This is a genomic window from Streptomyces sp. CB02261 (assembly GCF_001905665.1).
Lineage (GTDB): Bacteria > Actinomycetota > Actinomycetes > Streptomycetales > Streptomycetaceae > Streptomyces.
The window spans coordinates 1-25,918 of record NZ_LIVX01000005.1; the positions used below are offsets into that span (position 1 = coordinate 1).

The following is a 25,918-nucleotide window of genomic DNA, read 5'->3' on the forward strand; positions in this document are numbered from 1 at the left end:
GATGACGTTCACCGGTGTCTGCGCGGTCAGTGTGAAACCGCTGCCGGTCAGGTTCGTCTGCGACACGGGCTGGGGCACCACGGACGGAACGGCGGCCGCCTCGACCGCCGCCGCCGGGGCGGCCGAAGCCGTCACCGGCACGAGCGCGGCGAAAGCGAGAGCGAGAGCGGTGAGAGCGGCGAGATTTCTGCCTCGTCGGCGCGATGAGCGCATGGATGACTCCTTGGAGGAGGGGACGCACGGCCAGGGGCGCGACCGGGCACGCCGCATCACGTCAGGGTGCGGTAACGGCATGAGGGAGTGCAGTCGAGGACACTGACAGTGCGCGATTCTGCGGAGTTGAAAGCGTTGCTGATCACTTTCGAACGAACCGTGGCAGTGCCCGGGTAAGAGCGTCAAGCCCTACCCGGACGTAGCTTCGTTGCGTGCTCGACGCGAGTGCAGGTTCGGTGGGCAGTAGGCGAATTCTGGCCATTAGCCCTGTCGAAAGAGTGCATGTTTACGCAAGCATGAAAAGTTGCGATCACTTTCGCGCACCTAGGGGTGCGCCTCAGGTCGTGACTCGCAGGTGCCGGCTAGGACGAGACGACGCCTCGGACGACACCCAGGGCGAGGAGGTCCCGTGGGCGCAGGCGTAGGTGGTCGGCCGTCGCGGCGGCCTCCTCCGGCGGGCGTTTCAGGATGGACGAGGCCGCCTCCGGAGCGATCACGGAGAAGTAGCTGTCCGGTGTGGCCCAGAGGTTGCCCGGCGCGGCGAGCGCGAGCGCGCCTCCCGAGCCGCCCTCGCCGATGAGGAGGGAGGTCAGCGGGACGCGCGCGGAGGCCACGGCGGCGAAGAGATCGGCGATGGCCGGGCCCGCGCCCGAGCGTTCCGCCGCCGGGTCGTTGGCGGCCCCCGGGGTGTCGATCAGCGTGAGGACGGGGATGCCCAGCCGATCCGCGAGCCGTATCAGCCGGGCCGCCGTACGGAAGCCGGCCGGCGTGGTCGCCGTACCGCACTGGGCGGCGTAGGCGACGGTGCGGCCGTCGGGGAGTCGTCCGAACCCGCACCGCATCCCGGGGTCGACGCCCCCGCAGCGGTCGCCCGAGATCTCCTCGCGCACGGTGAACCCCGCGTCGAGGTACGCGTCGGCCCGGGGCCGCCCGGGGTGCCGGGCCCGTGCCACGGCCTCCCGACCGCTCGCGGACGGCGGCGCACCCGGGTCTCCGAGCGCGCGCGGCGGCGGGACGGGGCCCTCGGCGGGGCGGGTGAGCAGGGAGAGCCAGCGGCCGAGGGTGTCGCGCAGCGCGGAGGGGGTCACGATCGCGTCGATGTGACCATGGGCGAGCTGCGCCTCGGCGGTGTACGCGGCGGGGTCCGCGCCAGGGGGCCGCACCCGGGAACCGGCGAAGGCGACCTGCGCGCCCGGCAGGGCGAGGACGACATCCGATCCGGCGCCCAGCGTGGCCCAGCCCCCGCCCGTCGTCGGATCCCGCAGGACGGCGAGCTGCGGCAGCCCCGCGGCCCGGGTGAGGGCCGACTCGCCCGCCAGGAACTGGAGCTGGAGGAGCGCGCGCATGCCCTCGTGCATCCGGCTGCCGCCGGTAGCGGGCAGGACGACCACGGGCAGGCGCCGGGCGCGGGCCAGCGCGTGGGCCGCGGCGGCACGCGCGCCCGTCCGCTCCCCGAGGGAACCGCCGAGGAACCCGAACTCGAACGAGATCAGGACCACCCTCACCCCGCCGACCACACCCGTCCCGCAGACCACCGACTCGGTCTCGCCCGTACGGGCCGACGCGCGGGCGTGGGCCGCCGAGTACCCCGGCCAGCCGAGCGGCCCGTCGTCCGTCAAAGGGCCTTCGGAGAAAGGAAGTTCCGTGAAGTCGTCGCCGGCGACGAGGGAGATCGCCTCGCGTGCCGTCGTCGGTGCGCTCATGCCTGGCCTCGCAGCTCGTCGCCGGAGCGTGGGGGAGGGGGCGGGCGTCCCCCCCCGGGGCGTCGGGCGGCCCCTCCCACCGTACCGGCCCGCCTCAGGTCAGGATGCCGCTGCCGTGCGGGGCGTACAGGTCGAGGAGCCGTACCCGGGTCACCTGGAGGCGATGAGCCATGATCGAACCCACCCAGAACATGACCGAGGCGCCGAACTCCGGGTCCGAGCGGCACATGGACCGGACGGCCGGGGCGTTGAACTCGTGCGCCCGTACCGGCGTCATCGCCTCGGCCCCCGACTGGCACAGATACGGCGGGAAGAGCCACGACAGGCCGACCAGCTCCCCGTGACGCAGGGTCTCGATCACCGGCGACCCCCGGCCCGGCACCTTCGCGTCGAGGGTCACCGCGCCCGTCTTCACGATCCAGAACCGGTCGGCGTGCTGCTGCTCCTCGAACAACCGGTGACCGGAGTCGAAGTACACGTCCTCGGCGAAGGCCATCAGCCGCTCCCGGTGCTCCGGCGGCAACGTGCTGACCTTGGGTGCGGCACTGCTCATGGCGGACCCTCCTCGCGCACTCGGCTCCTCCCCCCAGTGTCCGCCCAGCCGTGCCCGTACGCGCCTCATCCGACCGCCCGGCACCCGGGGCCCCGCCGCGGCCGGACCCCCTCCGGAGTGCGGCGTCCGGACGGAGGGCGGAGCATGAACGTGAGGAGGGAGCGGCAGACGGGGGGCGCGAGCCAGGAGGGTGCCATGCCCGTCCCGGAAGGGCCCGTCCCGGAGGGCGGCGACGCGCTCGTCGTGCTGCGCGCCGTCGACAAGCACTTCGGCACCCTGCACGTCCTCCAGTCCATCGACCTGACGATCCACCGCGGCGAGGTCGTCGTCGTCATCGGGCCGTCGGGCTCGGGGAAGTCGACGCTGTGCCGTGCGATCAACCGGCTGGAGACCATCGACAACGGCGAGATCGTCGTCGACGGACGCCCCCTGCCCGCCGAGGGCCGTGCGCTCGCCGCCCTGCGCGCCGACGTGGGGATGGTCTTCCAGTCCTTCAACCTGTTCGCGCACAAGACGGTGCTCGACAACGTCACCCTGGGCATGATCAAGGTCCGCAAGAAGGACCGGAAGGAGGCCGAGCAGCGCGCCCGTGCCCTGCTCGACCGGGTCGGCGTCGCCTCGCAGGCGGACAAGTATCCGGCGCAGCTCTCCGGTGGCCAGCAGCAGCGGGTGGCGATCGCCCGCGCCCTCGCCATGGATCCGAAGGTGATGCTCTTCGACGAGCCGACGTCCGCGCTCGACCCCGAGATGATCAACGAGGTCCTCGAGGTGATGCAGCAGCTCGCCCGGGACGGCATGACGATGGTGGTCGTCACCCATGAGATGGGCTTCGCCCGCTCCGCCGCCAACCGGGTCGTCTTCATGTCCGACGGACGGATCGTCGAGGAGGCGACCCCGGACGAGTTCTTCGGCAACCCGCGCAGCGACCGTGCCAAGGACTTCCTGTCCAAGATCCTCCATCACTAGCCGCGGCCGGCCGTGAGCCACGGCCGTCCCCCGACCAGCAGCCCCCAGGGGTGATCCTCATGATCATGAACCCGAACAGGACCGGCAGGGCCGCCGTGGCCGTCGCCGCGGCCGTGGTCCTCTCCGTCACCTCGGCGGGATTCGCGAGCGGAGCGGCCGGTGCCGTGCCCCGCGACCACGGAGGCGACGAGATCACCGTCGGCATCAAGTTCGACCAGCCCGGTATCGGCCTGAAGACCCCCGACGGCACGTACACCGGCTTCGACGTGGACGTGGCCACGTACGTCGCCAAGCAACTGGGCCACGACCCGTCCGACATCGTGTGGAAGGAGGCCAAGAGCGCGGACCGGGAGACGCTGCTCCAGCGCGGTGACGTGGACTTCATCGCGGCCTCGTACTCGATCAACGACGAACGGGCCGAGAAGGTCGACTTCGCCGGCCCCTACCTCCTCGCCCACCAGGACGTCCTGGTCCGCGCGGACGACGACTCCATCAAGCAGCCGTCCGACCTCAACAACAAGAAGCTCTGCTCGGTCACCGGATCGACGTCCGCGCAGAACGTCAAGGACAAGATCGCCCCCGACGCCCAGCTCCAGGAGTACGGCGGCTACTCCGAGTGCCTGACCGGCCTGGAGAACGGTGTCATCGACGCCGTCACCACGGACGACTCGATCCTCGCGGGGTACGCCTCGCAGAGCCAGTTCAAGGACAAGTTCAAGCTCGGCGGCTTCAAGATGAGCAACGAGAACTACGGCATCGGCGTGCAGAAGGGCAGCGACCTCAAGGCCAAGATCAACACGGCCCTGGAGAAGATGGTCGCCGACGGCTCCTGGGACGCGGCGGTCAAGAAGAACTTCGGCCCCGCCGGATACCAGAACGAGCCCGCTCCGGAGATCGGCGTCGTCGTGAAGTGAGTGGGTCGCCGTGTTCGACTTCCTCCAGGGGTACGACCTGCTCGGAGCCTTCTGGGTGACGGTACAGCTCACCGTCTACTCCGCGATCGGCTCCCTGATCTGGGGGACGCTGCTGGCCGCCATGCGCGTCAGCCCCGTCCCCCTCATGCGGGGCTTCGGCACCGTCTACGTCAACATCGTCCGCAACATCCCCCTCACCGTCATCATCGTCTTCACCTCACTCGGCCTCTTCCAGACCCTCGGCGTCAGCATGGGCGCCGACCGCTTCACCACCATCAACTTCCGGCTCGCCGTTCTCGGCTTCATCGCCTACACCAGCGCCTTCGTCTGCGAGGCGGTCCGCTCCGGCATCAACACCGTCCCCCTCGGCCAGGTCGAGGCCGCCCGCGCCATCGGGCTCAGCTTCCCCCAGGTCCTGCGCGAGATCGTGCTCCCACAGGCCTTCCGCTCCGTCGTCGGCCCCCTGGCCAACGTCCTCATCGCCCTCACCAAGAACACCACCGTGGCCGCCGCCATCGGCGTCGCCGAAGCCGCCCTGCTCATGCGGGAGATGATCGAGAACGAAGCCCAGCTCATCCTGATCTCCGCGATCTTCGCGGCCGGCTTCATCTGCCTCACCCTGCCTACCGGACTCTTCCTCGGCTGGGTCGCCAAGAAGGTGGCGGTGAAACGATGAAGGACCGGCCCACCGTCCTCTACGACGTCCCCGGCCCCCGCGCCCGGCGGCGCAACCTCCTCTGGACGCTGCTCTTCCTGGCCGCCTTCGCCGCCGTGGCGTGGTGGGTCCTCGCGAGCCTCGCCGACAAGAACCAGCTCGAATGGTCCAAGTGGGCCCCCTTCTTCACGGACGCGCGCGTCTGGGAGACGTACATCCTGCCCGCCCTGAAGAACACCGTGATCGCCGCCGCGCTCGCCATGGTCATCGCCCTGCCCCTCGGCGCGCTCCTCGGCATATTCCGCCTCTCCGAGCACCGTGCCGTCCGGGGCGCCGCGGGCACCGTGGTCGAGTTCTTCCGCGCCATTCCCGTGCTGATCCTCATGCTGTTCGCCAACGCCGCCTACTCCGAGGTCTCCGCCATCAGCCCCGCGACCCGCCCGCTGTACGCCGTCGTCACCGGCCTCGTCCTCTACAACGCCTCCGTCCTCGCCGAGGTGGTCCGGGCCGGCATCCTCGCCCTGCCCGCCGGCCAGACCGACGCGGCGAAGGCCATCGGCATGCGCAAGAGCCAGACCATGGCGTACGTGCTCCTCCCGCAGTCCGTCACCGCCATGCTGCCCGCACTCGTCAGCCAGCTCGTGGTCATCGTCAAGGACACCGCGCTCGGCGGCGCGATGCTCGGCTTCTCCGAACTCCTCGCCTCCGTCCGCCCGCTGAGCGCCAACTACGGCGCCAACACGATCGCCTGCTTCACGGTCGTCGCGGTCGTCTTCGTCGCCCTCAACTTCGCGCTCACCACCTTCGCCTCCTGGCTCGAAGGACGGCTGCGGCGCGGCAAGAAGTCCACCGGCGCGGTCGTCGGAGCCGGCGCCGTCGAGGAACTCGCGACCCCCGGCGAGCACATGGACGCCCCCGGCACCCCGCGCGACACCCGCTGAAACTGCGCCGCGCGGGTGAACACACCCATCCGGCGGCCCCCGCGTGCCGAAGTACCCACCATGAAAGCCATCAGGACCACCGGGACCGCACGGGACACGGACCGCGAGCCCACCCGCACCGACCGCCTCCTCGCCGCGCTCGGCGGCCTCGTCGCCGCGTACGTCTCGCTGGCCGTCGCGGACCTCGTCGCCTCCCGGGTACGTCCCGAGGCGGGCCCCGTCCTCGCCATCGGCGACGCCGTCGTCGACCGGACCCCGGCGCCCCTCAAGGACTGGGCGATCCGCACCTTCGGCGAGAGCGACAAGGCCGTCCTCCAGCTCGGCATCCTGGTCCTCCTGGCACTCCTCGCCCTCGCGATCGGGCTGCTCGCGCTCCGCCACCGGCTGCTCGGGGCCGTCGCCGTCGCCGCCTTCGGCCTCCTCGGGGCCCTCGCCGCCGTCACCCGCCCCGACTCCGACTCCGCCCTCGACGCCGTGCCGTCCCTGGTCGGCGCCGCCGCCGGCGCGGTGCTGCTGTACGTCCTGACCGGCCTGGTCACCGCGCCGCCGAAGGCCGGAGCCACCCGCCCCGACCGGCGGCGCTTCCTGATCGTCGCCGCCTCCACCGGACTCGCCGCGACCGGCGCAGCCGCCCTCGGCAGAGCGGTCGGCTCACCCGCGGAGGAGGACGCCGTCGCCTCCCGCGCGGCCGTACGACTGCCCCGCCCCGCGTCCCCGGCACCGGCGGTCCCCGCCGGAGCGCAGCTGCGCGTCCCCGGCATCAGCCCCTTCATCACCCCCAACCGCGACTTCTACCGCGTCGACACCGCGCTCGTCGTCCCCAAGATCGACGCCGACCGGTGGCGGCTGCGCCTCCACGGCGACGGCGTACGCCGGGACCTCACCCTCACCCTCCCGGAGCTCATGGCCCGCAGGACCGTGGAACGGGACATCACCCTCGCCTGCGTCTCCAACGAGGTCGGCGGACCCTACGTCGGAAACGCCCGTTGGCTCGGCGTCCCCCTCGCCGAACTGCTCCGCGAGGCCGGGGTGCGCCCCCCGTCCGAAGGCGGACCCGCCGACCAGCTCGTCGCCCGCTCCGTCGACGGCATGACCATCGGCACGCCCGTCGAGGAGATCATGGACGGCCGCGACGCCCTCCTCGCCTTCGGCATGAACGGCGAACCCCTGCCCTTCACCCACGGCTTCCCCGTCCGCATGATCGTCCCCGGCCTCTACGGCTACGTCTCCGCCTGCAAGTGGATCGAGTCCATCGAGCTCACCACCTTCGACGCCTACGACGCCTACTGGGTCCCGCGCGGCTGGGCCGCCCAGGCACCCGTGAAGACCCAGGCCCGCATCGACACCCCCCGCCCCTTCGGCCGCCCGGCCGCCGGCACCGTCATGGTCGCCGGCGTCGCCTGGGCCCAGCACCGGGGCATCCGGCGCGTCGAGGTACGCGTCGACGAAGGACCCTGGCAGGACGCCCGGCTCGCCGCGGAGGACAGCCGCGACACCTGGCGCCAGTGGACCTACCCCTGGACGGCCGACCCCGGCCGGCACACCCTCACCGTCCGCGCCACCGACGGCACCGGCGCCACCCAGCCCGAACGGCGCACCGCCACGATGCCCGACGGGGCGCAGGGGTGGCACTCGGTGGTCGTGACGGTCGAAGGTGCGTAACGAAGCGGCCCGGGAGGTCCGTTCACGGCTCTCATGAGAGACACTGCTCCCGTGCGAGGACATCTGCCGGACGAGAACCCCGGTTTCGTGGGACGCCACACGGAACTGGAGCGGATCTCCGCCGCGTTGGCGGAGCACCGCCTCGTCACCGTGACCGGCGTCGGGGGGGTCGGGAAGACCCGGCTCGCCCTGCGCGCCGCGCACCGCGCCGCCGACCGCCACCCCGACGGCGCCTGGTGGACCGACCTCGCCCAGCTCGACGGCGACCGGCTCCTCGTCGCCCTCGTCGCCGACTCCGTCGACCTCTCGGACCACACCCCCGGCATGGCGACCACCGGTCTCTGCCGCCGCCTCGCCGACGACCGTGCGCTGCTCGTCCTCGACTCCTGCGAGCACCTGGCCGCCCCGTGCGCCCGGCTGGTCACCGAACTCCTCGCCGCCGCCCCCGGACTCACCGTCCTCGCCACGAGCCGGCTCCCCCTCGGAGTCGAGGGGGAGCGGGTCGTCGACCTCGACCCGCTGCCCCCCACAGGACCGGACGCCCTGGACCTGCTCCGCCGGGCCGCCGGGGAGGAGTTCCCCGCCGTCGGCCCCGCCGGTGAGATCTGCGTACGCCTCGAAGGCATCCCGCTCGCCCTCGAACTGGCCGCCGCGCAGATCCGCCTCCAGGGCGCCGAAGCCGTCCGGGACCAGCTCGGCACCCGCTTCGACGCCCCGCCCGGCGCCCGCTTCGACCTGCTCGTCCACCCCGAGCGGGTGTGGCCGAGCCGCCACCAGACCCTGCGCGCCGCCATCGGCTGGAGCCACGAGCTCAGCGCACCGCTCGAACGCCTCCTCTGGGCGCGTCTCTCCGTCTTCCGGGGCCCCTTCGACCTCGCGTCGGCGACCGCCGTCTGCAGCGGCGGCCCGCTGGACCGGGAGACCCTGCCGGACGCCCTCGCCGGACTCGTCCGCGCCTCCGTCGTCCGCGCCCGGGACACCGGCGGCAGACACCGGATGCTCGACACGATCCGCGCGTACGGGGCGACCTGGCTGGACCGGACCGGGGAGACCGGCACCGTCGCCGACCGGCACGCCGCCCACTTCCGCGATCTGGCCCGCCGGGCGGAGAGCGAATGGCACGGCGCCCGCCAGCTGCGCTGGTACCGGACCGTCGACGCACACCACACCGACCTGCGCACCGCCCTGGACCGGCTGCTGCGCACCGACCCCGACGCCGCCCTCGACCTCGTCGGCTCCGTCGCCTTCGCCTGGTCCTGCCGCGGCCGCCTCCGCGAAGCCCGCGACGGCCTCGAACCGGCCCTCGTCCTCAGCGAGGCCCGCGGCCGCGTCCGGGCCCGCGCCCTGTGGGCGCTCGGGGTCACCCTCGTCCTCCAGGGCGAGTTCGGCGCCGCCCAGGAGGTCAGCGAGCGCTGCGCCCGCGAGGCCCGGTACGCGGAGTACACCGAGAGCGCGGAGCGAGAGGCCCGGCACGGGAGGGACACCGAAGGCGATGTCCTGCACGCGGAGCACCCCCAGGGGCCCGGGTTCGACGAGGGCGACCGGCCGGGGGACGGAGGTCCCGGCCGCCCCGGCGACCTGACCCTCGACGCGGCGGCGCTCGCCGGGCTCCTCGCCCTGACCACCGGTCGGCCGATGGCCGCGTACGTCGTCGTGGGGCACGTCCTCGACGCGGCCCAGGGCGGTCCCGCGGACTCGGCCGCCCGGCTCCGCTGCCACCTCGTGCGGGTCTTCGCCCTCACCGGTCTCGGCCGGCTCGCCGAGGCCCGCGAGCGTGCGCTCGCCCTGCGCGCCCTGTGCGAGGAACTCGACGAGCACTGGACCCGGACCGCCCTCGAATACCAGCTCGCCCTCACCGGCCTCCTGGAGGGCGACCCGGCCACCGCCGCGGGTCACGCCCGCGCCATGCTGGAGGGCACCCGCCGGCTCGGCGCGAGCCTCGGCGTGGCGCTCGGCCTCGACGTGCTCGCCACGGCCCTCGCGGCGGCCGGCGACGGCGAGCGCGCCGCCGACGTCTCCGGTACCGGGGAGGCCTACTGGCGCTCCACCGGCCAGCCCCGGCGCGGCCTGCCGGGCCTGCGGGCCCTGCGCGAGAAGTACACGGACACCGTCCGCGCCACCATCGGCGAGCCCGCGTACGAGGAGATCTTCGTCCGCGCCCTCACCGGCCCGCCCCAGGACGGCCTCGACCGCGCACTCCGCGCCCCCCGGCAGCACTGAGCACCCACACCGCCGGCCCGGACGGGCCCACGGCAGCCCCGAAGCGCCGGCACCGCCGGGCCGGACGGCCCACTGAAGCCCTGCTGCGCCGCCACCCCCCCCGGGCCGCACCGGCGCGTGAAGCGACGGCCCCCCGGGCCGCACGGCCCCCCAGCCGCCCTGACGGGCCCGCCCCCCGGCCCGCCCCGGCGCCCACGGAAGGCCCCAAGCGCCGGCACCCCCCGGGCCGCACCACCCCCCAGCCGTCCTGACGCACCCGCGCCCCCGGCCCGGCCCGCCCCGGCCCACGGCCCCCCCCGGGACCACCAGGTCAGGGCGACGGTGCCGGTGGTCGGTGCGTAGAGTCGACCCCGTAGACCCGACGGCGCGCGGCCCCGGCATCCACGGGCGGAGCACCGTGGACCGCCGAGCCGCCGCCGACCGACCTGACGAGGAGACCTCCGTGACCGACCCGGCGTCCACCGCCCTCCAGCAGCAGATCGCCCGGGACCTCCAGGTGTCCGAGACCTTCGACCCGCGGGCGGAGATCGAGCGCCGGGTGGCCTTCCTCGCCGAGCGCCTCACCTCCACCGGTCTCAGGTGCCTCGTGCTCGGCATCAGCGGCGGCGTCGACTCCACGACCGCGGGGCGGCTCTGCCAGCTCGCCGTGGAGCGGGCCCGCGCCGCCGGTCACGACGCCACCTTCTACGCGATGCGCCTGCCGTACGGCGTCCAGGCCGACGAGAAGGACGCGCAGACCGCCCTCGGCTTCATCCAGGCCGACCAGGTCCTCACCGTGGACGTCAAGGCGGCCAGCGACGCGGCCCTGGAGGCCTGCCTCGCCGGCGGGGCGATCTTCCGCGACGCCGGCCACCAGGACTTCGTGCAGGGCAACATCAAGGCACGCCAGCGGATGATCGCCCAGTACGCGGTGGCCGGAGCCCACGACGGTCTCGTCGTCGGCACCGACCACGCCGCCGAGGCCGTCTCCGGCTTCTTCACCAAGTTCGGCGACGGCGCCGCCGACGTCGTCCCGCTCACCGGCCTCACCAAGCGGCGCGTCCGCGCGGTCGCCGCCGAGCTCGGCGCCCCGGCCGAGCTGGTGTGGAAGGTCCCCACGGCAGACCTGGAGACCCTGGACCCGGGCAAGCCCGACGAGGACGCCCTCGGGGTCACGTACGACGACATCGACGACTTCCTGGAGGGCAAGCCGGTCGCCGCTGAGGCCTTCGCGGCGATCGTGCGCCGATACGAGCTCACCGAGCACAAGCGTCAGCTGCCGATCGCCCCGTGAGCGACCGCCGGGCGGGCGGGGACCCGGACGCGACGGGCGGCGGAGGGCGGCCCGTCGGCGGATCCTGGAAGGGGTGCCTCGGAGCAGGCCCCCGGAAAGGAGCACGTCATGTTCGGCGAAACCCCGGCTTTCAGCGGCTTCTCGGTCGACGACCTCGACGCCGCCCGGCGCTTCTACGGCGAGACCCTCGGCCTGAAGGTGGAGGAACAGGGTGAGGGAGACATGCGGATGCTCTTCCTCACCCTGGCCGGCGGCACCCGGATCTTCGTCTATCCCAAGGAAGACCACACCGCCGCGAGCTTCACGATCCTCAACTTCGAGGTCGACGACATCGACCGGGCCGTCGACGAGCTGACCGGGCGCGGAGTGACCATGGAGCGCTACCCCGGCTTCGAGGCCGACGACAAGGGCATCATGCGGGCCGAGGGCGGACCGGCCATCGCCTGGTTCACGGACCCGGCGGGCAACGTCCTGTCGGTGCTCAAGGAGGGCTGAGCCCCACCGGATCGGGCTCCGGCCCGCCCCCGAACGGACCGGTCCGGGTGCGCGGCAGCCCCGTACGGCCTCGAATGGGAGGGTGATCGCGCCGCCCGACGACTGCCTCGCCCGCAACGAGTGGATCTGCGGGGACTACCTGTCCACCCGGCGCGACATCCTCACCGACGCCGTCGTCCAGCACCTCCAGCTGACCGGCGCCTCCGTTGCCCTCGGTCTGCTCATCGCCCTGCCCCTGGCGGTCGCCGCCCGCCGCTGGCGCTGGGCGGCGGGCCCGGTCCTCGGCGTCACCACGCTGCTGTACACGGTTCCGGCGCTCGCGATGTTCTCGCTGCTCCTCCCCGTGTACGGCCTGTCCGCCGCCCTGGTCGTGGCCGGGCTCGTCCTGTACTCCCTGACCCTCCTCGTCCGGAACATCCTCGCCGGGCTCCGCGCGGTCCCCGAGGAGACCCGGCAGGCGGCCCGCGGCCTCGGGTACGGGCCGATCCGGCTCCTCCTCGCCGTCGAGCTGCCGCTCGCCCTGCCCGCCGCCATGGCCGGGCTGCGCATCGCCGTCGTCTCCGCCGTCTCCCTCGTCACGATCGGCGCGATCGTCGGCCACGGCGGCCTCGGGAACCTCATCTACGCCGGGATGAACACCTACTTCAAGGCGCAGGTCCTCACCGCCTCCGTGCTCTGCGTCCTCATCGCCGTCGCCGCCGACCTGCTCCTCCTCGGCGCACAGCGCCTCCTCACCCCCTGGACCCGGGGGCGGGCCGCGTGACCACCACCCTCTCCGACACCTGGTCCTGGCTGACCACCGCCGCCCACTGGTCCGGCGAGAACGGCGTCTGGCACCGGCTCGGCGAGCACCTCTTCCTCACCGTCGTCTCCCTGGTCATCAGCTGCGCCGTCGCCCTGCCGGTCGCCCTCCTCCTCGGCCACCTCGGCAAGGGCGGCGCGCTCGCCGTGAACGTCTCCAACGCGGGCCGGGCCGTCCCCACCTTCGCGGTCCTCGTCCTGCTGCTGCTCAGCCCGATCGGCTCGTACGGCGACTGGCCGACGATCATCGCCCTCGTGCTGTTCGCCGTGCCCCCACTCCTGACCAACGCGTACGTGGGGATCCGGGGCGTCGACGCCGATGTCGTACGGGCCGCCCGGGGAATGGGCATGACGGGCGGTCAGACCCTCGCGCGGGTCGAACTGCCGCTCGCCCTGCCGCTGATCCTCACCGGCGTACGGATCGCCGCCGTCCAGCTCGTCGCCACCGCCACCGTGGCCGCCCTCGCGGGCGGAGGCGGGCTCGGCCGGATCATCACCGCCGGGTTCAATCTCGCCTCCACCCCGCAGGTCGTCGCCGGCGCCTGCCTCGTCGCCGTGCTCGCGCTCCTCGTGGAGGGCGTCTTCGAGGCCGTCCGGCGCCTCGCGTCCGGCGGGGCGCCGGAGAGCGGCGCGTGAGCCGGCCGCGCGGCCTCCTGCCGGCCGTCTGCCTCCTCCTGTGCGCCACCGGCTGCGCGGCGGGCCCGTCCCTGGAGGACCGGGACGCGGTGACGGCACCGCCCGGCGACAGCCGCCGGCTGACCGTCGGCTCGGCCGGGTTCACCGAGAGCGACCTGCTGGCCCAGATGTACGCCCTGCTGCTCCAGGAGGCCGGGTACCGCACCAAGATCCTCTCCGTCACCAACCGTGAGCTGTACGAACCCGCCCTGGAGCGGGGTCAGATCGACGTCGTGGCGGAGTACGCGGCGACCTTCGCCGACTGGCTGAACGCCAAGGTCAACGGGGCGGATGCGCCGACCGTCGGCTCGCCCGACCCGGTCGCGACGATGACGGCCCTCCGCGGGCTCGCCGGCCCGCGCGGGCTCACCGTCCTCGACGCGGGCCGCGCCGTCGACCAGAACGCCTTCGCGGTGACCGCCGCGTTCGCCGCCGAGCACCGGCTGAAGACCCTCAGCGACCTCGGGGCCACCGGACTGCCCGTCCGGCTCGCGGCCGGGGACGAATGCGTCCGGCGGCCGTACTGCGCGCCCGGTCTGCGGAAGGTCTACGGCATCGACGTGACGGCCGTCGATCCCAAGGGCGTCGGCACCACCCCGGCCAAGCAGGCCGTCCAGAACGGCCAGGACCAGCTGGTGCTCACCACGACCACCGACGCCACGCTCGACGACTTCGGACTCGTCCTCCTCGCCGACGACAAGCGCCTGCAGAACGCCGACCACATCGTCCCCGTCGTGAATCGCGCCCGCGCCGGGAACGCGAGCGTCACGCGGGCGCTCGCCCGCCTCAACACGGTGCTGACCACGGCCGATCTGGCGCACCTCAACGAACAGGTCGACAGCTGGCGCCGTCTCCCCGAGGACGTCGCGCGGAACTACCTCGTCGACCGGGGCCTGGTCGCGGGCTGATCGGGGCGCGCGGGCCGTCAGCCCGCTGAACTGCGTCTCTTGTCATGACCCTTGCGAGACGGTTCCCGGCCCTGCTATTCATCCGTTAGGAAAGTTTCCTTCCAGTCCCGCGTCCCACCTCCGAACTCTCCGTCCCCCGTTCGTCGTTCCGTGGAGACCCCCATGACTTCGGCACGATCCGCACGACCCCGCCTCCGACGCCTCGGCGTCGCCGGAACCGCCCTCGGCGCCCTGCTGCTCGGCCTCGCCACCACACCGCACACCGCCAGCGCCGCCCCCGTCACCCACGAGGCCGAGACGGCCACCGTCTCCCGCGGGCTCGTCGAGTCCAACCACACCGGATTCACCGGCTCCGGCTTCGTCAACTACGACAATGTCAGCGGCGGTTACGTCCAGTGGAACGTCAACGCCGCCCAGGCCGGCGCCGCGACCCTCACCCTGCGCTACGCCAACGGCACCACCACCAACCGCCCCATGGACATCGCCGTCAACGGAGCGGTCGCCGCCTCCGGCAAGGCGTTCGCCGGCACCGGCGCCTGGAGCAACTGGGCCACCACCACCGTCACCACCACCCTCAAGGCAGGCGCCAACACCGTCCGCGCCACCGCCACCACCGCCAACGGCGGCCCCAACGTCGACCACCTCACCGTCGACACCGCCACCACCCCGCCGCCCACCGCCACCACCCCCGCCGCGATCAACGGCCAGCTGAAGGTCTGCGGCACCAAGCTCTGCAACCGCTACGGCAAGCCGATCCAGCTGCGCGGCATGTCCAGCCACGGCACCCAGTGGTACGGCCAGTGTCTGACCGGCGGCTCGCTCGACGCCCTGGCCAAGGACTGGAACGCCGACGTCCTGCGCGTCTCCACGTACGTCCAGGAGGAGGGATACGAGACCGACCCCCGCAAGTACACCGACCTCGCCCACTCCCTCATCGAGCAGGCCACCGCGCGCGGGATGTACGTGATCGTCGACTGGCACATGCTCGACCCGGGCGACCCCCACTACAACCTCGCCCGCGCCAAGACCTTCTTCACCGAGATCGCCCAGCGCCACGGCGCCAAGACCAACCTGCTCTACGAGATCGCCAACGAGCCCAGCGGCGTCGCCTGGTCCCGCATCAAGAGCTACGCCGAGGAGCTCATCCCCGTCATCCGCGCCAAGGACGCCGAGACCCCGGTCCTCGTCGGCACGCGCGCGTGGTCCTCGTTCGGCGTCTCGGAGGGCTCGGACGAGTCCGAGGTGGTGTCCAACCCCGTGAACGCCGCCAACATCATGTACACCTTCCACTTCTACGCCTACTCGCACCGGGACGAGTACCTGGACACCCTCTCCCGCGCCGCCGACAGGCTGCCCGTCTTCGTCACCGAGTTCGGCACCCAGAACTACGCCGGTGAGGGCACGAACGACTTCACCATGACCCAGCGGTACCTCGACCTCATGGCCGCCAAGAAGATCAGCTGGGTCAACTGGAACTACTCCGACGACCACCGCAGCGGCGCCGTGTTCAAGACGGGCACCTGCGCCGCGGGCGGACCCTGGACCGGCACCGGCACCCTGAAGCCCGCCGGCGTCTGGATCCGGGACCGCGTCAGGACCGCGGACGACTTCCCCACCTCCTGACGCACCCGGCCCTCCCGGGACCCGGACACTCCCGGTCCCCGGAGGCGCCCCGCCCCCGGTACGCCCCCGCCGTGTGATCCACTGTCCTCGCGGGGGCGTACCGAACAGGAGCAGGAACAGCGTGACCACCTACCGGCAGCCGGGACTCGTCCTCACCGACCACCGCTTCCCCGTCCCCCTCGACCACTCGCGCCCCGACGGCGAGCGCATCGAGGTCTTCGGCCGTGAGGTCGTCGCGAGCGGGAACGCCGGCACGAACGGGGAGCGGCTCCCCTGGCTGGTCTACCTGGAGGGCGGGCCCGGCTTCGGCGCCCGCCGCTTCATCGGCCCGCAGGCCTGGCTCGGCCGGGCCGTCAAGGAGTTCCGGGTCCTCCTCCTCGACCAGCGGGGCACCGGCCGCTCCACCCCCGCCAACCGCCAGACCCTGCCGCTCCGGGGCACCCCCGCCGAGCAGGCCGCGTACCTCACCCACTTCCGCGCCGACTCCATCGTCGCCGACTGCGAACTGATCAGGCGCCGGCTCACCGGCGGCGCCCCCTGGACCGTCCTCGGCCAGAGCTTCGGCGGATTCTGCGCCACCCACTACCTCTCCACCGCCCCCGAAGGCCTGGAACGGGTCCTCGTCACCGGCGGACTGCCCTCCCTGTACGCCACCGCCGACGAGGTCTACCGCGCCGCCTACCCCCGCATCCGGCGCAAGAACGAGGCCCACTTCGCCCGCTACCCGCAGGACGCCGAACGGGCCCGCGCCATCGCCGCCCACCTCCTCGACCACGAGGTCACCCTCCCCGGCGGAGGCGTCCTCACCCCCGAGGCGTTCCAGTCCCTCGGCATTCTCCTCGGCTCCGGCGACGGCACCCATCAGCTCCACCTCCTCCTCGAAGGAGCCTTCGTCGCCACCCCCGCCGGGCCCGCGCTCGCCGACGCCTTCCTGGAGCAGGTCCAGGCACACCTGTCGTACGCCGGACACCCGCTGTACGCCGTGCTCCACGAGGCCATCTACGCCCAGGGGCAGGGTCCGACCGACTGGGCCGCGGAACGCGTCCGCGCCGAGCACCCCGAGTTCGACGCCCGCGCCGCGCTCGCCGAGGGCGAGCCGATCCTCTTCACCGGCGAGACCGTCCACCCCTGGCACTTCACCACCGACCCCGCCCTGCGCCCGCTCCGCGAGACCGCCGAACTCCTCGCCGCCCGCACCGACTGGACCCCGCTCTACGACCCCGAGCGCCTGGCCGGCAACCGGGTCCCGGTCGCCGCGGCCGTCTACCACGACGACATGTACGTGGACACCGCCCACTCCCTGGAGACCGCGCGCACGATCCGCGGCCTGCGGACCTGGGTGACCGACGAGTTCGAGCACGACGGGGTGCGGGCCGGCGGGCCGCGCGTCCTCGACCGGCTGCTCGCCCTCAGCCGGGGCGAGATCTGAGCACTCCCGCATAGGATGCGGCGCGCCCTCGACCGGCCGGGGAGCGCCGCGAGCGCGAAGGGGGCCCGGATGACGGCACACGAGACACCGGCGTCAGGCCGGGAGCTGAAGTTCCGGGCCCTCACGGCCGAGCTGCGGCGCGGCATCCTCGACGGCACCTGGCCGCCGGGCAGCAAGCTGCCCACCGAGCGGGCCCTCGCCACGGAGACGGGCCTGTCGGTGACGACCGTCCGCCGTGCCTACGAGGACCTCGTCGCCCTCGGCCTCGTCGAACGCCGCCAGGGCGCGGGCACCTTCGCCGCCCACCGCGCCGAACGGGACACCACCGGGCAGCGGATCGTCGGCGTCCTCGTCCCGGACACCACGTTCTACTACCCGCGCGTCCTGCAGGGCATCGAGAGGGAACTCGCGGCGGCCGGCGCCCGGCTCGTCCTCGCCTGCTCCCACTACGACCCCGACGAGGAGGACGCCGCCGTCGAACGCCTCCTCTCGGCGGGCGTCCACGGCCTCCTCCTCGTTCCCAGCCTCCACACCCTCACCGACCCGGGCCGGCGCGCCGAGGAACTCCTCGCCCTGCCCGTCCCCGCCGTCCTCGTCGAACGCAGGCTCACCGCCCACGGCCCCGGCGACCCCACCGAGCACGTCTGCACCGACCACGAGGGCGGTGCCTACGACGCGGTCCGCCATCTGCGCGCCCTCGGCCACGAACGCCTCGGGCTCGTCGCCCGCACCGACGCCCCCACCACCGCGCCCGTCGAGTCCGGCTTCGCCAGGGCCGTCACCGATCTCGGACTGTCCGGGGACCCGGCGTACGAGAGGGACGTGATGGCCCGCTGGGACCCGGAGCGCGCCGACCGCGCCCTGGCCGCGCTGCGTGGCGCCGGCGTGACGGCCGCGCTCTGCTTCGGCGACCGGGAGGCCGCGCTGATGCTCGGGGCGGCCCGTCGGGCCGGGCTGCGGATCCCGGACGACCTCGCCCTGATCAGCTACGACAACGAGTTCGCCGATGTCGCGGAGATCCCGCTGACGGCCGTGTCCCCGCCCAAGTACCCGCTCGGTCGGCTCGCCGCGCAGATCCTGCTCCGCCGTCTGGCCGAGGGGGAGGCGGCCCCGCTGCACCAGGTCCAGCTGCGTCCCCGGCTCGTCGTCCGGGCGTCCTGCGGCGGCGGACGCGGAGCGGGAAGCACGCAAAAGTCCAAGGGCTGAGCCCTCCTTGCTCATGGAGTGCTCCGGGCCGGCCCCGGTAGAACTCGGTGCGGACCCCGCGAGGGGGCCCTGCGAGGAGAGGACCCCGACATGAGCACCTACGTCAGCGCGGAGATCGCCGGCCAGCCCGACTGCTGGCGCCGCGCGGCCGAGGCCGCCGCCCGTCAGGCCGGCCGGCTGCCGGCGCCGGGGGAGCGCGTGGCGGTGGTCGGCTGCGGCACCTCGTACTTCATCGCCCGCGCCTACGCGGCGCTGCGGGAATCCCTCGGCGCGGGGGAGACCGACGCCTTCCCCGCGTCCGACGCCACACCGCTCGGCCGCGGTTACGACCGGATCGTGGCCCTCACCCGCTCCGGTGCCACGACGGAGGTCGTGCACCTGCTCGCCCGTGCGGCGGGCGGCATCCGGACGCTCGTCGTCACCGGCGCACCCGGAAGTCCGGCGGGGCGGCTCGCCGACGAGACCGTCGACCTCGGCTTCGCCGACGAGCGCTCCGTCGTCCAGACCCGGTTCGCGACCACGGCCCTCCAACTCCTGCGCGCGGGGCTCGGCGTGGACCTGGAACCGGCCATCGCCGACGCCGAACTCGTCCTGTACGAACGGCTGCCCACCGCCTGGGAGCGACGCGGCCAGTTCACCTTCCTCGGCGCCGGCTGGACCGTGGGCCTCGCCGACGAGGCCGCACTGAAACTGCGGGAGGTCGCCCGCGCCTGGACGGAGTCGTACGCGGCGATGGAGTACCGGCACGGTCCCATCAGCATCAGCGACCGGTCCAGCCTCGTCTGGTGCCTCGGCCCGGCGCCGTCGGGCCTGAGGGACGAAGTGGAGTCCACCGGGGCCCTGTTCGCCGCCGACGCGATCGACCCCGTCGCCGCGCTCGTCCGCGCCCAGCGGCTCGCGGTCGCCCTCGCCGGCCGGCGCGGCCTCAACCCCGACCGGCCCCGGAACGTCTCACGTTCGGTGATCCTCTCCGGGGCGTTCCGCCCGTCGGCGGCGGAGGCGGCCCGTATCCTGCGATCATGACCGGAACCGATGTCACGGACCTCGCCCAGATGCCCGACGACTGGCAGCGGGCCCTCGCCGTCGTCGCCCATCCCGACGATCTCGAGTACGGCTGCGCGGCCGCCGTCGCCGCCTGGACGGACGCCGGCAAGGAGGTCGTCTACGTCCTCGCCACCCGGGGCGAGGCCGGGATCGACACGCTCGCGCCGGACGTCTGCGGGCCGTTGCGCGAGCGGGAGCAGCGGGACAGCGCCGCCGTCGTCGGTGTGGACGCGGTCGAGTTCCTCGACCACCGCGACGGGGTGATCGAGTACGGCCTGGGACTGCGCCGCGACATCGCCGCCGCGATCCGCCGCCACCGCCCGGAGCTCGTCGTCACCCTCAACCACCGCGACACCTGGGGCGGCGGACCCGGCGCGCCCTGGAACACCCCGGACCATCTGGCCGTCGGCCGTGCCACGCTCGACGCGGCGGGCGACGCGGGCAACCGCTGGATCTTCCCCGAGCTCACCGAGCAGGGCCTGGAGCCCTGGAACGGCGTCCGCTGGGTGGCGGTCGCGGCCTCCAGCACCCCCACCCACGCCGTCGACGCGACGCCGGGCCTGGACCGCGCCATCCGCTCCCTCCTCTGCCACCGTGCCTACATCGAGGCCCTGACGGACGAGGATCCGGAGTCGTACGTCCGCGACTTCCTCACGACGACGACCGCCGGCGCCTCCTCCCGCTTCGGCGGCCGCCCGGCGGTGACGTTCGAACTCTTCGCCCGCTAGGGTCCCGCCGCCCGGCCCCTGTTCGCGGACGGGCCGGGCGGGCGGTTCAGCCCATCGGGGCCGGCTTCAGTACCGCGAAGAGGGCGCCGAAGGGGTCGGCCAGCCAGGCGATGCGGCCGACGTCGGGGATGTCGGCCGGGGGCATCAGGACCGCGCCGCCGCTGCCCCGGGTGGAGGCGGTGATCGCGTCGGGGTCCGTGACGGCGAAGTACGGGATCCAGCGCGGGGTCTCGCTCACGTCCTGGAGTTCCGCGGCCCCGCCGAAGGAGGCGTCCTGCTGGTCCCCGTCGGCGGTGGAGACGACGCGGTACGTCATGCCGGGCGCCTCCATCTCCGTCCACCGCCAGCCGAACAGGGTCCGGTAGAAGCCGAGGACGGTCTCCGGGTCGGGGACGTGCAGCTCCGCCCAGACCAGGGTGTTGGCCGACGAGGTCCGCTCCAGACCCTTGACGGTGCCGGGCTGCCAGATCGCGAACCGCGCGCCGGCCGGGTCGGTGAGGGCGGCCATGCGCCCCGCGTCCATGACGTCGAAGGCCGCGAGGCGCACGGTGCCGCCCGCCGCCTCCGCGGCCTTCTGGGTGGCGTCCGCGTCCGGGGTCTGGAAGTACACGGTCCAGGCGCTCCGCGCGCCCTCCTCGGTGAGCGGGCCGAGCGCGGCGACCGTGAGCCCGTCCTGCTGGAAGAAGCCGTAGCCCCCGGCATCGGGTCCGGCCGAGAGGAACTCCCAGCCGAGGACGGCGCCGTAGAACGCGGCCGCCGCCTCCGTGTCGGGGTTGCCGAGATCGAGCCAGTTGGGAGAGCCCTTGGTGAACCGCGTACCGAGCATGGGAGGTGTCCTGTCCTGAGTCGTCGGAGCCGTCGGAGCCGGGCCGCCGGTCCCACCGGCAGGTCGGCCACCCTGACCGATCCTCGCCCTTCGGCCCCTCGGGCGCAGCCTCAGCCGAGGGGGTTCATCCGACCGGCCGACCGGCCGCCTTCGCCTCCAGGTCGGCGAAGACCAGCTCGGCGTTGAGAGCGGCGCCGGCCCGGTATCCCCGGCTCACCGCGTTGACCACCTGCTCCTGCGGCCCCGTCACGTTCCCGGCCGCCCACACGCCGGGCACGCTGGTGCGGCCCGTCTCGTCCACCACCACGAACTCCCCGAAGGGGGTGGCGCGCAGCTCCGCGCCGAGCCGCCGCAGCACCCCGTCGCGGGCCGCGAGTCGCGACGCCCCGGCGAAGAGGACCGAGCGGGCCACGGTCCGGCCGTCGGCGAGCCGCACCCCGGTCAGCCGGTCGTCCTCCACCGCGAGCCCCGTCACCTCGCCCCGCTCGACGCGGACGCCCGCCGCGTCCAGGAGGGCGGCGTCGTGCTCCGACAGCTCACCGGCGGTGTGCAGGAAGAGCGTCACGTCCTCCGACCAGTGCGCCACCATCAGCGCCTGGTGCGCCGGCATCGCCGGGTGGGCGATCACCCCGAAGGCCTCGCCGCGGACCTCCCAGCCGTGGCAGTACGGGCAGTGCAGCACGTCCCGACCCCACCGCCCGGCGAGTCCGTCGATCCGGGGGAGCTCGTCGACGAGCCCGGTGGTGACGACGAGCCGCCGCGCCCCGACGGTGTCCCCGTCCGCCAGGGTGAGGGTGAAGCCGCCGCGCCCGTCCGGCGCGGCCCCCGTCACCTCACCGGCCCGCCACTCGACCCCGTAGGCGGCGATCTCGGCCCGTCCGGCCGCGAGGAAGTCCGCCGGGCTCATGCCGTCCCGCGACAGGACGCCCTGCATGTGCGCGGCGGGGGCGTTGCGCGGCTGCCCTGCGTCGACGACCAGGGTCCGCCGCAGCGAGCGGCCGAGGATCAGGGCGGCGCTGAGGCCGGCCGCGCCCCCGCCGACCACCACGGCCTCGTAGTCGTAGGTGCTGTCCAGGTCCAGGTGTGCGTTCATGGGACGAGCGTCGCCCGGCCCCGGCGGAAGCGGCAAGCGGACTTGCCGTTTCTGCAACACTGGACGCATGACCGAAGACGAGCGCATCGACGAAGTCCTGAACGAGGTCGGCCCCCGCCTCCGCCGCGTCCGCCGCGACCGGGGGGTGACCCTGGCCGAGCTCTCCGCCGCCACCGGCATCTCCGTGAGCACCCTGTCCCGCCTGGAGTCCGGGCGGCGCAGACCCAGCCTCGAACTGCTCCTGCCGCTCGCCCGCGCCCATCAGGTCCCGCTGGACGAACTGGTCGGCGCCCCGGCGACGGGCGACCCGCGGGTCCGCGCCAAGCCGATCGTGCGCCACGGCCGGACCATGTTCCCGCTGACCCGCCAGCCGGGCGGCCTCCAGGCGTACAAGGTGATCCAGGACAGGACGACGGAGCCACCGGAGCCGCGCGTCCACGAGGGGTACGAGTGGCTGTACGTGCTCTCGGGCAGGCTCCGGCTCGTCCTCGGCGAGCACGACGTCGTCCTCGGGGCGGGCGAGGCGGCCGAGTTCGACACCCGCGTCCCGCACTGGTTCGGGCCGACGGACGACGGTCCGGTGGAGTTCCTGAGCCTCTTCGGGCCGCAGGGGGAGCGGATGCACGTGAGGGCCCGTCCGAAGAAGTCCGGCTGACCCCGTTCCCCCGAGGACAAGCGACCGCTTAGTATGCCACCGACCGCTCGGTACGGAGGAGGCTTCCGGATGCAGGCATGGCGTGTGTACGAGAACGGGGAACCGGGCGCGGTGATGCGCCGCGAGGAGGTGACACCGCCCACGCCCGGCGACGGCCAGGTCCTGCTCAGGGTCCGCGCCGCGAACGTCAACTTCCCCGACGCGCTGCTCTGCCGCGGCCACTACCAGGTGCGCCCCCCGCTGCCCTTCACCCCGGGTGTGGAGGTCTGCGCCGAGACCGAGGACGGCCGCAGGGTCCTCACCACCGCCGCCCTCCCGCACGGCGGCTTCGCCGAGTACGTGCTCGCCGACGCCGCCGGACTGCTCCCGGCCCCCGACTCGCTCGACGACGCCGAGGCCGCCGCGCTCCACATCGGCTACCAGACCGGCTGGTTCGGTCTGCACCGCCGTGCAGCCCTCCAGGAGGGCGAGACCCTCCTCGTCCACGCGGCGGCCGGCGGCGTCGGCAGCGCGGCCGTCCAGCTCGGCAAGGCGGCCGGCGCCACCGTCATCGGCGTCGTCGGCGGGCCGGAGAAGGCCGCCGTCGCCCGCGCGCTCGGCTGCGACGTCGTCGTCGACCGGCGTTCCGAGGACGTCGTCGCCGCCGTCAAGGCCGCCACCGGCGGCCGCGGCGCCGACGTGATCTACGACCCGGTGGGCGGCGAGGCCTACCAGCAGTCCGCGAAGTGCGTCGCCTTCGAGGGGCGGATCGTCGTCGTCGGCTTCGCGAGCGGCACCGTCCCCGCACCCGCCCTCAACCACGCCCTGGTGAAGAACTACTCGGTCCTCGGCCTCCACTGGGGCCTGTACGCCGTGAAGGACCCCGCCTCGATCGGGCGCTGCCACGAGACCCTCACGGCCTACGCGGCCAAGGGCCTGATCAAGCCGCTCATCGGTGAACGCGTCCCCTTCGCCGGCGCGGCCGACGCCGTCCAGCGCGTCGCCGACGGCACCACCACGGGCCGCCTCGTCGTCCTCCCGGAAGGAGTCCGCGCATGACCCGAGCCGACGAACTCCGAGCGCTCACCCGGAAGCTGCTCGAGGAGCACCCGCCCGCCACCACCGACCGCACCGACTTCCTGCGCGCCCGGTTCGACGCCGGGCTCGCCTGGGTGCACTACCCGGTCGGCCTCGGCGGTCTCGACGCGCCCCGCGCGCTCCAGGCCGTCGTCGACGCCGAACTCGCCGCCGCGGGCGCCCCCGACAACGACCCGCGCAAGATCGGCATCGGCCTCGGCATGGCCGCTCCCACCGTCCTCGCGCACGGCTCGGAGGAGGTCAAGGAGCGCTTCCTGCGGCCCCTCTGGGTGGGGGAGGAGGTGTGGTGCCAGCTCTTCAGCGAGCCCGGCGCGGGCTCCGACCTCGCCGCGCTCGCCACCCGGGCCGTCCGGGACGACGCGGGGGACTGGATCGTGGACGGGCAGAAGGTGTGGACCTCCAGCGCGCACACCGCCCGCTGGGCCATCCTCATCGCCCGCACCGACCCGGACGCGCCCAAGCACCGGGGCATCACCTACTTCGTCTGCGACATGACCGATCCCGGCGTGGAGGTCAGGCCGCTGCGCCAGATCACCGGCGAGGCCGAGTTCAACGAGGTCTTCCTCACCGGGGTCCGCATCCCCGACGCCCACCGCCTCGGCGAGGTCGGCGACGGCTGGCGGGTCGCCCAGACCACCCTCATGAACGAGCGCGTCTCCATCGGCGGCTCCCGCATCCCCCGCGAGGGCGGCATGATCGGGAAGCTCGCCACGACCTGGCGCGAGCGCCCGGAACTGCGCACCCACGACCTGCACCGCCGCCTCCTCGACCACTGGGTCGACGCCGAGGTGGCCAGGCTCGCCGGGGAGCGGCTCCGTCAGCAGCTCGTCGCGGGCCGGCCCGGCCCCGAGGGCAGCGCGATGAAGCTGGCCTTCGCCCGCCTCAACCAGGCCATCAGCGGGCTTGAGGTCGAACTCCTCCGCGACGAGGGCCTGTTGTACGGGGAGTGGGAGATGCGCCGCCCCGAGCTCGTGGACTTCACCGGACGGGACGCCGGCTACCGCTATCTGCGGTCCAAGGGCAACTCGATCGAGGGCGGCACCAGCGAGGTACTGCTCAACATCGTCGCCGAACGGGTCCTCGGTCTGCCGCCCGAACCCCGCAACGACAAGGACGTCGCCTGGAAGGACCTCGCCCGATGACCGACCTGACGGAACCGACGGAACAGCCGCTCGACCTCCTCTACTCCGAGACTGAGGACGACCTGCGGGCCGCCGTCCGCGCCCTGCTCACCGACCGGGCCGGCCACCAGACCCTCCTCGGCCGGATCGAGACCGACAGCCCGTACGTCCCCGGCCTGTGGAAGTCCCTGGCCGCCGACATCGGCGCCGCCGGGCTGCTCGTCCCCGAGAAGCTCGGCGGGCAGGGCGCGAGCCACCGCGAGGCCGCCGTGGTGCTCGAGGAGCTCGGCCGCGCGGTGACCCCGCTGCCGTACCTCACCAGCGGGGTGGTGGCCACCGAGACGCTGCTCGCCCTCGTGGGAGAGAGCGAGGAGGCGGTCGGGCTGCTCGCGGACCTCGCGAGCGGCCGGACGGTCGCGGTCCTCGCCGTACCGCTCTCCACGGCGCCGGACGCCGAGCCGCCGGTCGGCGACTCCGTGGCGGGGGTCGCCGACGCCGTCGCGGCCGACGTGTTCCTCGTCCCCCGCGCCGACGGGCTGTACGCCGTCCCCGCGGCCGAGGCCTCGGTCGAGGCGCAGACCCCGCTCGACCTCACCCGGCCGCTGGCCAGGGTCACCCCCACCGCCGGGAGCGGCACCCTGCTCGCGGGCACCGAGGCGACCCGCGCGGCGGTCCGGCGCGGCCTCCTCGCGGGGGCCGGCCTCCTCGCCTCCGAGCAGCTCGGTCTCGCCGAGTGGTGCCTGGAGGAGACCGTCCGCCACACCCGCGAGCGGCACCAGTTCAACCGGCCGGTCGGCTCCTTCCAGGCCCTCAAGCACCGCATGGCGCAGCTCTGGCTGGACCTCGTCGGGGCCAGGGCGGCGGCGAGGGCGGCCGCGGACGCCCTGGCCACCGGCAGCGCGGACGCCCCGCTGACCGTGGCCGTCGCCCAGGCGTACTGCTCCAAGGCGGCCGTCCGGGCCGCGGAGGAGTGCGTCCAGCTGCACGGCGGGATCGGGATGACCTGGGAGCACCCCGCCCACCTGGTGCTGAAGCGGGCCAAGTCCGACCAGATCGCCCTCGGGTCGGCGGGTCGGCACCAGGACGCGATCGCCGCCCTGGTCGGCCTGGAGCCACCTCTGTAAGGGGCCCCTGTGT

General features: G+C 73.7%; 24 protein-coding genes and 1 pseudogene. 20 read left to right on the top strand and 5 right to left on the bottom strand.

Annotated features, from left to right (window positions below; translation table 11 throughout):
- The 3 genes and pseudogenes from AMK29_RS17500 to AMK29_RS17510 form a co-directional block, all read right to left on the bottom strand.
- A pseudogene (locus tag AMK29_RS17500) lies at positions 1-213 on the bottom strand (hypothetical protein); the annotation flags it as partial.
- A 362-nt stretch (positions 214-575) separates the two neighbouring features.
- Positions 576-1,916: a carboxyl transferase domain-containing protein gene (locus AMK29_RS17505; RefSeq protein WP_073813923.1), complete on the bottom strand. Its 1,341-nt coding sequence runs from the start codon at positions 1,914-1,916 to the stop codon at positions 576-578.
- Positions 1,917-2,010: 94 nt separating this feature from the next.
- Positions 2,011-2,469: a Crp/Fnr family transcriptional regulator gene (locus AMK29_RS17510; protein ID WP_073813925.1), complete on the bottom strand. Its 459-nt coding sequence runs from the start codon at positions 2,467-2,469 to the stop codon at positions 2,011-2,013.
- 195 nt (positions 2,470-2,664) lie between these two features.
- Here AMK29_RS17510 and AMK29_RS17515 point away from each other — a divergent pair, with 195 nt between their 5' ends.
- From AMK29_RS17515 to AMK29_RS17590, 16 genes are all read left to right on the top strand, one after another.
- Positions 2,665-3,435 carry an amino acid ABC transporter ATP-binding protein gene (locus tag AMK29_RS17515; RefSeq protein ID WP_073813927.1) on the top strand — a complete coding sequence of 257 codons (771 nt, stop codon included), beginning with the start codon at positions 2,665-2,667 and terminating at the stop codon, positions 3,433-3,435.
- Positions 3,436-3,500: 65 nt separating this feature from the next.
- Positions 3,501-4,349, top strand: a complete 849-nt coding sequence (locus AMK29_RS17520) for a glutamate ABC transporter substrate-binding protein (RefSeq protein ID WP_073814708.1) — start codon at positions 3,501-3,503, stop codon at positions 4,347-4,349.
- Between the two features lie 10 nt (positions 4,350-4,359).
- Positions 4,360-5,025 (top strand): amino acid ABC transporter permease, encoded by a 666-nt coding sequence (locus AMK29_RS17525; protein ID WP_073813929.1) that lies wholly within the window; start codon positions 4,360-4,362, stop codon positions 5,023-5,025.
- Entirely contained in the window at positions 5,022-5,945 is a 924-nt protein-coding gene (locus tag AMK29_RS17530; protein WP_073813931.1) for an amino acid ABC transporter permease, read from the top strand. The genes AMK29_RS17525 and AMK29_RS17530 overlap by 4 nt, the downstream gene beginning before the upstream one ends.
- A 60-nt stretch (positions 5,946-6,005) precedes the next feature.
- Positions 6,006-7,607, top strand: coding sequence for a molybdopterin-dependent oxidoreductase (locus AMK29_RS17535; RefSeq protein ID WP_079196947.1), 1,602 nt, complete (start codon positions 6,006-6,008; stop codon positions 7,605-7,607).
- 51 nt (positions 7,608-7,658) lie between these two features.
- The gene (locus AMK29_RS17540) at positions 7,659-9,827 is read left to right on the top strand and encodes an ATP-binding protein (protein WP_241845470.1); all 2,169 of its coding nucleotides are present in this window, start codon (positions 7,659-7,661) and stop codon (positions 9,825-9,827) included.
- Positions 9,828-10,269: 442 nt separating this feature from the next.
- The gene (nadE, locus tag AMK29_RS17545) at positions 10,270-11,100 is read left to right on the top strand and encodes an ammonia-dependent NAD(+) synthetase (RefSeq protein WP_073814712.1); all 831 of its coding nucleotides are present in this window, start codon (positions 10,270-10,272) and stop codon (positions 11,098-11,100) included.
- Between the two features lie 108 nt (positions 11,101-11,208).
- The gene (locus AMK29_RS17550) at positions 11,209-11,595 is read left to right on the top strand and encodes a VOC family protein (protein ID WP_073813935.1); all 387 of its coding nucleotides are present in this window, start codon (positions 11,209-11,211) and stop codon (positions 11,593-11,595) included.
- Between the two features lie 82 nt (positions 11,596-11,677).
- Positions 11,678-12,358: an ABC transporter permease gene (locus AMK29_RS17555; protein ID WP_073813937.1), complete on the top strand. Its 681-nt coding sequence runs from the start codon at positions 11,678-11,680 to the stop codon at positions 12,356-12,358.
- Entirely contained in the window at positions 12,334-13,032 is a 699-nt protein-coding gene (locus AMK29_RS17560; protein WP_073814714.1) for an ABC transporter permease, read from the top strand. Before AMK29_RS17555 ends, AMK29_RS17560 begins: the two co-directional genes overlap by 25 nt.
- Complete coding sequence (locus AMK29_RS17565) at positions 13,029-13,979, top strand: ABC transporter substrate-binding protein (protein WP_073813939.1); 951 nt, start codon at positions 13,029-13,031, stop codon at positions 13,977-13,979. The genes AMK29_RS17560 and AMK29_RS17565 overlap by 4 nt, the downstream gene beginning before the upstream one ends.
- Positions 13,980-14,141: 162 nt before the next feature.
- Positions 14,142-15,602, top strand: a complete 1,461-nt coding sequence (locus tag AMK29_RS17570) for a cellulase family glycosylhydrolase (RefSeq protein WP_073813941.1) — start codon at positions 14,142-14,144, stop codon at positions 15,600-15,602.
- Between the two features lie 121 nt (positions 15,603-15,723).
- Positions 15,724-17,031, top strand: a complete 1,308-nt coding sequence (locus tag AMK29_RS17575; protein WP_073813943.1) for an alpha/beta fold hydrolase — start codon at positions 15,724-15,726, stop codon at positions 17,029-17,031.
- A gap of 69 nt (positions 17,032-17,100) precedes the next feature.
- Positions 17,101-18,237 carry a GntR family transcriptional regulator gene (locus tag AMK29_RS17580; protein WP_079196948.1) on the top strand — a complete coding sequence of 379 codons (1,137 nt, stop codon included), beginning with the start codon at positions 17,101-17,103 and terminating at the stop codon, positions 18,235-18,237.
- 90 nt (positions 18,238-18,327) lie between these two features.
- The gene (locus AMK29_RS17585) at positions 18,328-19,260 is read left to right on the top strand and encodes an SIS domain-containing protein (protein ID WP_073813945.1); all 933 of its coding nucleotides are present in this window, start codon (positions 18,328-18,330) and stop codon (positions 19,258-19,260) included.
- A complete protein-coding gene (locus tag AMK29_RS17590) occupies positions 19,257-20,009 on the top strand; it encodes a PIG-L deacetylase family protein (protein WP_073813947.1) in 753 nt (250 codons plus the stop codon). The genes AMK29_RS17585 and AMK29_RS17590 overlap by 4 nt, the downstream gene beginning before the upstream one ends.
- 46 nt (positions 20,010-20,055) lie before the next feature.
- Here AMK29_RS17590 and AMK29_RS17595 read toward each other — a convergent pair whose 3' ends face one another.
- Positions 20,056-20,835 carry a VOC family protein gene (locus tag AMK29_RS17595; RefSeq protein ID WP_073813949.1) on the bottom strand — a complete coding sequence of 260 codons (780 nt, stop codon included), beginning with the start codon at positions 20,833-20,835 and terminating at the stop codon, positions 20,056-20,058.
- Positions 20,836-20,959: 124 nt separating this feature from the next.
- Complete coding sequence (locus AMK29_RS17600; protein WP_073813951.1) at positions 20,960-21,928, bottom strand: NAD(P)/FAD-dependent oxidoreductase; 969 nt, start codon at positions 21,926-21,928, stop codon at positions 20,960-20,962.
- A gap of 67 nt (positions 21,929-21,995) precedes the next feature.
- Between AMK29_RS17600 and AMK29_RS17605 the strand changes: the two genes are divergently transcribed.
- From AMK29_RS17605 to AMK29_RS17620, 4 genes are all read left to right on the top strand, one after another.
- Positions 21,996-22,583 (top strand): helix-turn-helix domain-containing protein, encoded by a 588-nt coding sequence (locus AMK29_RS17605; RefSeq protein ID WP_073813952.1) that lies wholly within the window; start codon positions 21,996-21,998, stop codon positions 22,581-22,583.
- A 69-nt stretch (positions 22,584-22,652) separates the two neighbouring features.
- Positions 22,653-23,621: an NADPH:quinone oxidoreductase family protein gene (locus AMK29_RS17610; RefSeq protein ID WP_073813954.1), complete on the top strand. Its 969-nt coding sequence runs from the start codon at positions 22,653-22,655 to the stop codon at positions 23,619-23,621.
- The gene (locus AMK29_RS17615) at positions 23,618-24,802 is read left to right on the top strand and encodes an acyl-CoA dehydrogenase family protein (RefSeq protein WP_073813956.1); all 1,185 of its coding nucleotides are present in this window, start codon (positions 23,618-23,620) and stop codon (positions 24,800-24,802) included. The genes AMK29_RS17610 and AMK29_RS17615 overlap by 4 nt, the downstream gene beginning before the upstream one ends.
- Complete coding sequence (locus AMK29_RS17620) at positions 24,799-25,905, top strand: acyl-CoA dehydrogenase family protein (RefSeq protein WP_073813958.1); 1,107 nt, start codon at positions 24,799-24,801, stop codon at positions 25,903-25,905. The genes AMK29_RS17615 and AMK29_RS17620 overlap by 4 nt, the downstream gene beginning before the upstream one ends.
- Positions 25,906-25,918: the final 13 nt, after the last annotated feature.

Coding starts and splice junctions, on each gene's coding strand:
- AMK29_RS17610 (WP_073813954.1), top strand. CDS start 22,653: ATGCAGGCATGGCGTGTGTACGAGAACGGGGAACCGGGCGCGGTGATG.
- AMK29_RS17595 (WP_073813949.1), bottom strand. CDS start 20,835: ATGCTCGGTACGCGGTTCACCAAGGGCTCTCCCAACTGGCTCGATCTC.
- AMK29_RS17585 (WP_073813945.1), top strand. CDS start 18,328: ATGAGCACCTACGTCAGCGCGGAGATCGCCGGCCAGCCCGACTGCTGG.
- AMK29_RS17580 (WP_079196948.1), top strand. CDS start 17,101: ATGACGGCACACGAGACACCGGCGTCAGGCCGGGAGCTGAAGTTCCGG.
- AMK29_RS17600 (WP_073813951.1), bottom strand. CDS start 21,928: ATGAACGCACACCTGGACCTGGACAGCACCTACGACTACGAGGCCGTG.
- AMK29_RS17520 (WP_073814708.1), top strand. CDS start 3,501: ATGAACCCGAACAGGACCGGCAGGGCCGCCGTGGCCGTCGCCGCGGCC.
- AMK29_RS17505 (WP_073813923.1), bottom strand. CDS start 1,916: ATGAGCGCACCGACGACGGCACGCGAGGCGATCTCCCTCGTCGCCGGC.
- AMK29_RS17510 (WP_073813925.1), bottom strand. CDS start 2,469: ATGAGCAGTGCCGCACCCAAGGTCAGCACGTTGCCGCCGGAGCACCGG.
- AMK29_RS17530 (WP_073813931.1), top strand. CDS start 5,022: ATGAAGGACCGGCCCACCGTCCTCTACGACGTCCCCGGCCCCCGCGCC.
- AMK29_RS17515 (WP_073813927.1), top strand. CDS start 2,665: ATGCCCGTCCCGGAAGGGCCCGTCCCGGAGGGCGGCGACGCGCTCGTC.
- AMK29_RS17620 (WP_073813958.1), top strand. CDS start 24,799: ATGACCGACCTGACGGAACCGACGGAACAGCCGCTCGACCTCCTCTAC.
- AMK29_RS17535 (WP_079196947.1), top strand. CDS start 6,006: ATGAAAGCCATCAGGACCACCGGGACCGCACGGGACACGGACCGCGAG.
- AMK29_RS17605 (WP_073813952.1), top strand. CDS start 21,996: ATGACCGAAGACGAGCGCATCGACGAAGTCCTGAACGAGGTCGGCCCC.
- AMK29_RS17615 (WP_073813956.1), top strand. CDS start 23,618: ATGACCCGAGCCGACGAACTCCGAGCGCTCACCCGGAAGCTGCTCGAG.
- AMK29_RS17570 (WP_073813941.1), top strand. CDS start 14,142: ATGACTTCGGCACGATCCGCACGACCCCGCCTCCGACGCCTCGGCGTC.
- AMK29_RS17550 (WP_073813935.1), top strand. CDS start 11,209: ATGTTCGGCGAAACCCCGGCTTTCAGCGGCTTCTCGGTCGACGACCTC.
- AMK29_RS17590 (WP_073813947.1), top strand. CDS start 19,257: ATGACCGGAACCGATGTCACGGACCTCGCCCAGATGCCCGACGACTGG.